This window comes from Streptomyces sp. NPDC058231 (assembly GCF_042882275.1).
Classification (GTDB): domain Bacteria; phylum Actinomycetota; class Actinomycetes; order Streptomycetales; family Streptomycetaceae; genus Streptomyces.
Window position 1 is genome coordinate 1 of record NZ_JBHVWN010000110.1, and the last position, 6105, is coordinate 6105.

Genomic DNA, 6105 nt, shown 5'->3' on the forward strand with positions numbered 1-6105 from the left:
TGCAACGTCGCACCGATGTCCGACGTACGCGTCGTGGTCATCGACTGCACCGACACCGGCGCATCCCCACCGACCGCAACCGACCCGACCTGGATCTGGCGGCTGACCCTCCGGTCGGCGAGCTTGGTCGGAACGGACGGCATTCCGAGAGAAATCGCAGTCATGCGCTGAGCATCCCCAAGGTGTGGATCAAGGTCCCGAGATCGGCGGGCTCCGACCTTCGAGGTTACGGCACCGGCGCGATCCCGGAGCACACCGCATCCCGAAGTCCGTACGACGTGGGGGTCCGGACACCAGGTGTGTGCCCGGACGCCACCCGTGGTGCACCCGACCCGGTCAGGAGATCTTGACCGGATTGACGATGTCGGCCACCAGGACGAGCAGGGTGAAGCAGATGAAGACCCCGGCGACGACGTAGGCGACCGGCATCAGCTTGGCCACGTCGAAGGGGCCGGGGTCGGGGCGCTTGAAGACCCGCGCCACATTGCGGCGCAGGGACTCCCACAGCGCTCCGGCGATGTGTCCGCCGTCGAGCGGCAGCAGGGGCAGCATGTTGAAGAGGAACAGCGAGAGGTTGAACCCGGCCAGCAGGAACAGCATCATCGCGATCTGGTTCGTCGCCGGGACGTCCAGCGTCATCACCTCGCCGCCGATCCTGGCCGCACCGATCACACCGACCGGGGAGTCGGCCGCACGCTCGCCGCCGTCGAAGGCCGCGTTCCACAGGCCCGGGATCTTGGACGGGAGCGCGACGATCGAGTCGACGCCGTTCTCGATCATGTCGCCCATGCGGACGACCGAATCACCGAAGGAGAGCGGGACGATCTCGGACTGGGCGGCGAAGCCGAGGTATCCGGCCGGTACGAATTTGCCGGGAATCGCCTCGCCCTTGGCGTCCTTCCTGGCCACCACGTTCTTCTGCAGCACGGCATGGAGCGTCTTCTCCCGGCCGTCGCGCTGAACGGTGATGGTGGCCGGGCCGATGGTGCCGCGGATCCGGTCGGAGAGGGTCGCCCAGTCGTCCACCTTCCGGCCGTCGAAGGCGACGATCTTGTCGCCCTTCTTGAGTCCGGCGGCCTGGGCGGGCGAGACGGGGTCGCTCTTCTTGCAGGTGTCGCGCTTCTCGCTCTGCGCAATCACGCACTTCTGGACGCCTGCGACCTCGGTGGTCTGGGTCTGGAAGCCGAAGGTCATCGCCACCCCGAGGAAGATCGCGACGGCCAGGACCAGGTTCATGAACGGCCCGGCGAACATCACGATCACGCGCTTCCACGGCTTGCGCGTGTAGAAGAGACGCTGCTCGTCACCCGGTTCGAGTTCCTCGAAGGCGGCCTCTCTGGCGTCCTCGATCATGCCGCGCCACGGTGAGGTGGAGCGCACCTCCAGCCGTCCGTCGGGACCCGGCGGGAACATGCCGATCATGCGGATGTAGCCACCGGCCGGGATCGCCTTCATCCCGTACTCGGTGTCGCCCTTCTTCCGCGACCAGACGGTCGGACCGAAGCCGACCATGTACTGCGGGACGCGGATGCCGAAGAGCTTCGCGGTCGACAGGTGGCCCAGCTCGTGCCAGGCGATCGAGAACAGCAGGCCGATGGCGAAGACGACGATACCCAGGATCGTCAACAGGACCGTCGAAATACTCATGCGCGCGCCTCCGCTGTCGCTTTCGCCGAGAGTTCCCGGGCCCGGGCCCGTGCCCAGGTCTCCGCTTCCAGGACGTCTGCGACCGTGAGTGAAGTTCCCTTGGGAGGGGTGCCGTGTTCGGCCACCACCGCCGTGACGGTATCCATGATTCCGTTGAACGGCAGCCGTCCTGACAGGAATGCGTCCACGCACTCCTCGTTCGCGGCGTTGAAGACCGCCGGAGCGGTACCGCCGAGCGTCCCCACGTGCCGGGCCAGATTCACGGACGGGAACGCGTCGTTGTCGAGCGGGAAGAACTCCCAGCTGGACGCCTTCGACCAGTCGAAAGCGGGCGCCGCGTCGGGAACCCGCTCCGGCCAGCCGAGGCCGATGGCGATCGGTCCACGCATGTCGGGCGGGGTGGCCTGGGCGAGGGTCGAGCCGTCGGTGAACTCCACCATGGAGTGAACGTACGACTGGGGGTGGACGACGACCTCGATCCGCTCGAACGGGATGTCGTAGAGGAGGTGTGCCTCGATGACCTCCAGCCCCTTGTTGACCAGGGTGGCCGAGTTGATCGTGATGACCGGGCCCATGGCCCAGGTGGGGTGCGCGAGGGCCTGCTCGCGTGTGACGCCCGCCAGCTCGCTCTTCGTCCGTCCCCGGAACGGGCCGCCGGACGCGGTGACGACGAGCTTCCGGACATCCGCCCGGGTGCCGGCGGCGAGCGCCTGGAAGAGCGCGGCGTGCTCGGAGTCGACCGGGATGATCTGGCCGGGCTCAGCCACTGCCTTCACCAGCGGGCCGCCGACGATCAGCGACTCCTTGTTGGCGAGGGCGAGTGTGCGGCCCGCCTCCAGTGCGGCGAGGGTGGGTGCGAGCCCGATCGAGCCGGTGATCCCGTTGAGCACGGTGTGGCAGTCGCTCCCGGCGAGCCGGGTGGCCGCGTCGGGCCCCGCAAGGATCTCGGGGAGCGGTTCGCCGGCTCCGTACTGCTCGCGCAGCGCCTCGCGGAGCGCCGGTACCGCTTCCGGCGCGGCAACGGCGACAGTGCGCACCTTCAGCCGCCGCGCCTGCTCGGCAAGGAGGGCGACCCGGCCACCTGCGGCGGAGAGCGCGGTGACGCGGAAACGGTCGGGGTTGCGCAGCACCAGGTCGATGGCCTGGGTGCCGATGGACCCGGTGGAGCCGAGGATGACGAGATCCCGGCGTCCATCCACTGCGTCGAAGACGAGATGCGGGTCTGCGAGGGGGGCAGGGCTGTCACTCATGCACCCCATTGTTGCCGCATCGGTCCAGCAGGTGGAAAGCGCGTCCCCCGGAGTCCCGGCCGGAAGAGCTCCGGCAGTGTTCCGGCGAAATCCGGCAGCCGCTGAGCCGCACTCCACCAGGCGCCCGGGTCCTCCCCCAGGGCGGCGCGGGTGAACGCCCTGACACAGGCGTGGGCGGCGGTCACCGCGCCGGGCAGATCGAAGCATTCCAGGTGACCGAGCCAGTACCTTTCGTCGAGTGCCCGCAGCGCCGGGGCACCGTGCAGGATCACATCGTCGCCGGTGATCAGGCCGGCTGCCAGGGCCCGCTTCCGCCGGGCGATCTGCGGCCAGCTTTCGATGTGCGCGAGCTCCGCGAGCACGGCCGCCCTGCCACCGGTGCCCGAGGGTGCCGAGTCCTCGGTCCGCCAGGACCCGGACCCGGGCGCGGACCCCCGGTCCGCCGGGGACAGCAGGCGCTCGATCTCGCGCTGCACCGCGGTCCGCTCGGCGTCGTTCCAGCGCAGCCCCGTTCGCACCTCGATGGAGGGCAGCAGCAGGGTGCGCTCACGCGGGGCGTGGTGCCGGACCAGTTCGGCCGGTGTGACCGCGCCGGTCCGGACGGCTCGCACAGCCGGGCGGTACCACCAGCGGCCGTACGAACGGGCACCTCCGGTGTCGAGGAGCGCGAGCACCACCGCGCGCGGGCAGTCACCGCTCAGGATCAGCGCCTCGACGGCCCCCGGGGGCAGCGGCTCCCGGCGGTGCTCGGCCATCAGCAGGTCGAGGTCGAGGCGGTGCGGAGCATCCAGGATCCGCAGCGCGTGGCGTACTCGCTGATGGCCTCGCAGCAGGGCGACGAGCGCCTGCGTGTCCCGTTCGGGTACGTGTGCGGCAGGGGCGATTGCGCGCCGCAGGGCGCCGCCGGTCCGCCGGTGGGCGTACACCGCCCGGTCCACCTCGTACTCGTGGCGTTCCAACAGTCTTACCAGTAGGGCTCGTTCGGTCTGTGCGTTGCGCGCCAGGGCGACTCGGTCGGCGGTGGTCCCGTCCGTGAGTACGTGCTCCACGACGACCGGTGCCACGGCGTGGCCGGTGAGGAGCTCCGCACGCCGAGGATCGTCGAGCCGGGAGAGCAGTGCGGGAACGACGGCCTCCGGGGCGTGCCGGAGCAGCTGAGCCAGTGCGGCGATCATGCTGCGCGCGATTTGGTCCACTGCGCGGTCATGATCTGGACCTGAGCGGCCGGGTCGTGGCCGCTGACCTCGCCGGCGAGGCTGACGAGTGGCTGGCACCCGGCTGGATCCGCGGTACAGGCATCGCCGAGTGGACCGTCGAGGGTGTACTCGGCGGCGGTGTAATCACCCACTGCCTCACCGTCGGTGAAGGAGGCCGCCCTGAGCTGCGCCTCGGTGAGGGCCTCGGGCCGGTGAGCCGCGGCCGAGGACTTGTCGTCCTTCTTCGAGCCGTCGGAACCGGCCGGCCCGTTCGTGTCCTTGCTGCACGCGCTTGCACACAGGGCCGTCGCGACCGCAAGCGTCATCGCCAGCGCCCGACATCGGCGCCCGTGTCCCTTCCCCACCCCGAACATGTCTCTGCCCCACTCCGTCTCCGGTTCCTGGCCCGCCGGTTTCCGTACGTCCCGTGTTCCCCCGGTGCCGTGCTGCTGGTCCGGCACTCGATTGTGCTGCACCGCACGTCCACGTCCGCGGTCCGATCCACCTGACGCCCGGCCCGGGCGCGGCGGAGGCGGGACCGTCCCGGCTTCACAGGGGCGTACCGCACCGCGGCCGCGGCGCCTCATCGCCGTTCCTGGCGGACACGCGACGGAGGTGCGGCGTGGGTCCTGAAACCCGCTGGGACGGTGCGGATTCAGGAACTCCGCCGGCTGATCCGTCCGGCGAACTCCGCGAATTCCTCGTGGAACCCGGGGTACGTCTTCCGCACGCAGCCGGGGTCGTCGTAGGTGATACCGGGGACGCGCAGTCCGGCGACGGCGAAGGACATGACGATGCGGTGGTCGCCGTGGGTGGCGATCTCCGTGGCACGGGGGGCGCCGGGGTGGATCTCGATCCAGTCCGGGCCCGTCTCGACGGTGACTCCCATCCGTCGGAGGTTCTCCGCACAGGCGTCCAGGCGGTCGCACTCCTTCACCCGGGTGTTGCCGACGTCCTCGATGCGCACCGGACCCGAGGCGAAGGGGGCGAGCGCGGCCAGAGTCGGCATGGTGTCGGAGATGTCGCGCATGTTCACCGTCAGGCCGGAGAGCGCGCCGCGGGAACCGACGGTGGTGGAATCCGCGGTGATACGCACATCCGCGCCCATCCGGCGCAGGACGTCGACGAACCGGAGGTCGCCCTGGAGCGCGTCCGTGCCGAGGCCGGGGACGGTGACCTCCTGGCCGGTGAGGGCGGCTGCGGCGAAGAAGTAGCTCGCGGTGGAGGCGTCGGGTTCGATGGCGTAGGTGGCGGCCCGGTAGCCGCCCGGCGGCACGGTGAAGACGTTGTTGCCGCGTCCGTCGCGGGTCACCTCGACCCCGAAGTCGCGCATCATCGCAAGGGTGATCTCGACGTACGGGGCGGACACCAGGTCGGTGACGGTGATCCGGAGACCTTCCGCCGTCAGCGGCCCGAGCATCAGCAGTGCGGTGAGGTACTGGGAGGACTCCCCCGCGTCCAGGGCGAGTTCGCCGCCCTTGATCCCGGAGGCGGCTATCCGCAGCGGGTGGTGGCCCTCGGCCGCCTCATGGTGCAGGTCGACGCCGAGCGTGCGCAGCGCCTCGGTGAGCGGCGCGAGGGGGCGACGGCGCATCTGCGCGGAGGCGTCGAAACGGTATGTGCCGGAGGCGGCGGCCGCGGCGAGAGTCGGCAGGAAGCGCGCGGTGGTGGCGCCGTCACGGCAGTGCACATCGGCCTCGGTGGCGGTGGGGCCGGTCGGGCTGCCTTCGATGCGCCAGCGGCCCGTTTCCTTCACGACCTCGTAGCCAAGACGTGCGAGGCCCTCGGCGAAGCCCTCGGTGTCGTCCGAGCAGAGGGGACGTACGAGCGTGCTGGTGCCGTCCGCGGCCGCGGCCAGGAACAGGGCGCGCGCGGTGACGGACTTGGAGCCGGGGACGTGGATGACGGTCACGGGACCCCATCCTGCCGGGCGGCGTGCTCCCGGGCGGGGGGGGGGGCGCGGGGGGGGGCACCCCCCCCCCGGCGTACCGGGGGCCGGCGGGGGAGGGGGT

At 70.7% G+C, this 6105-nt stretch carries 6 protein-coding genes; all 6 read right to left on the reverse strand.

Annotated features, from left to right (window positions below; translation table 11 throughout):
• Nucleotides 1-164 (reverse strand): flavodoxin-dependent (E)-4-hydroxy-3-methylbut-2-enyl-diphosphate synthase (locus ACFVXE_RS37120; protein ID WP_382228139.1); only part of this gene is annotated, 164 nt, incomplete at its 3' end.
• A gap of 172 nt (nt 165-336) precedes the next feature.
• Complete coding sequence (locus ACFVXE_RS37125) at nt 337-1647, reverse strand: M50 family metallopeptidase (RefSeq protein ID WP_389678009.1); 1311 nt, start codon at nt 1645-1647, stop codon at nt 337-339.
• Nucleotides 1644-2897 (reverse strand): 1-deoxy-D-xylulose-5-phosphate reductoisomerase, encoded by a 1254-nt coding sequence (gene dxr / locus ACFVXE_RS37130; RefSeq protein ID WP_389678010.1) that lies wholly within the window; start codon nt 2895-2897, stop codon nt 1644-1646. Before dxr ends, ACFVXE_RS37125 begins: the two co-directional genes overlap by 4 nt.
• Entirely contained in the window at nt 2894-4093 is a 1200-nt protein-coding gene (locus ACFVXE_RS37135; protein ID WP_389678012.1) for a hypothetical protein, read from the reverse strand. The genes dxr and ACFVXE_RS37135 overlap by 4 nt, the downstream gene beginning before the upstream one ends.
• Entirely contained in the window at nt 4069-4419 is a 351-nt protein-coding gene (locus ACFVXE_RS37140) for a hypothetical protein (RefSeq protein ID WP_389678014.1), read from the reverse strand. The genes ACFVXE_RS37135 and ACFVXE_RS37140 overlap by 25 nt, the downstream gene beginning before the upstream one ends.
• Before the next feature lie 329 nt (nt 4420-4748).
• Nucleotides 4749-6005, reverse strand: a complete 1257-nt coding sequence (aroA, locus tag ACFVXE_RS37145; RefSeq protein WP_389678016.1) for a 3-phosphoshikimate 1-carboxyvinyltransferase — start codon at nt 6003-6005, stop codon at nt 4749-4751.
• Nucleotides 6006-6105: the final 100 nt, after the last annotated feature.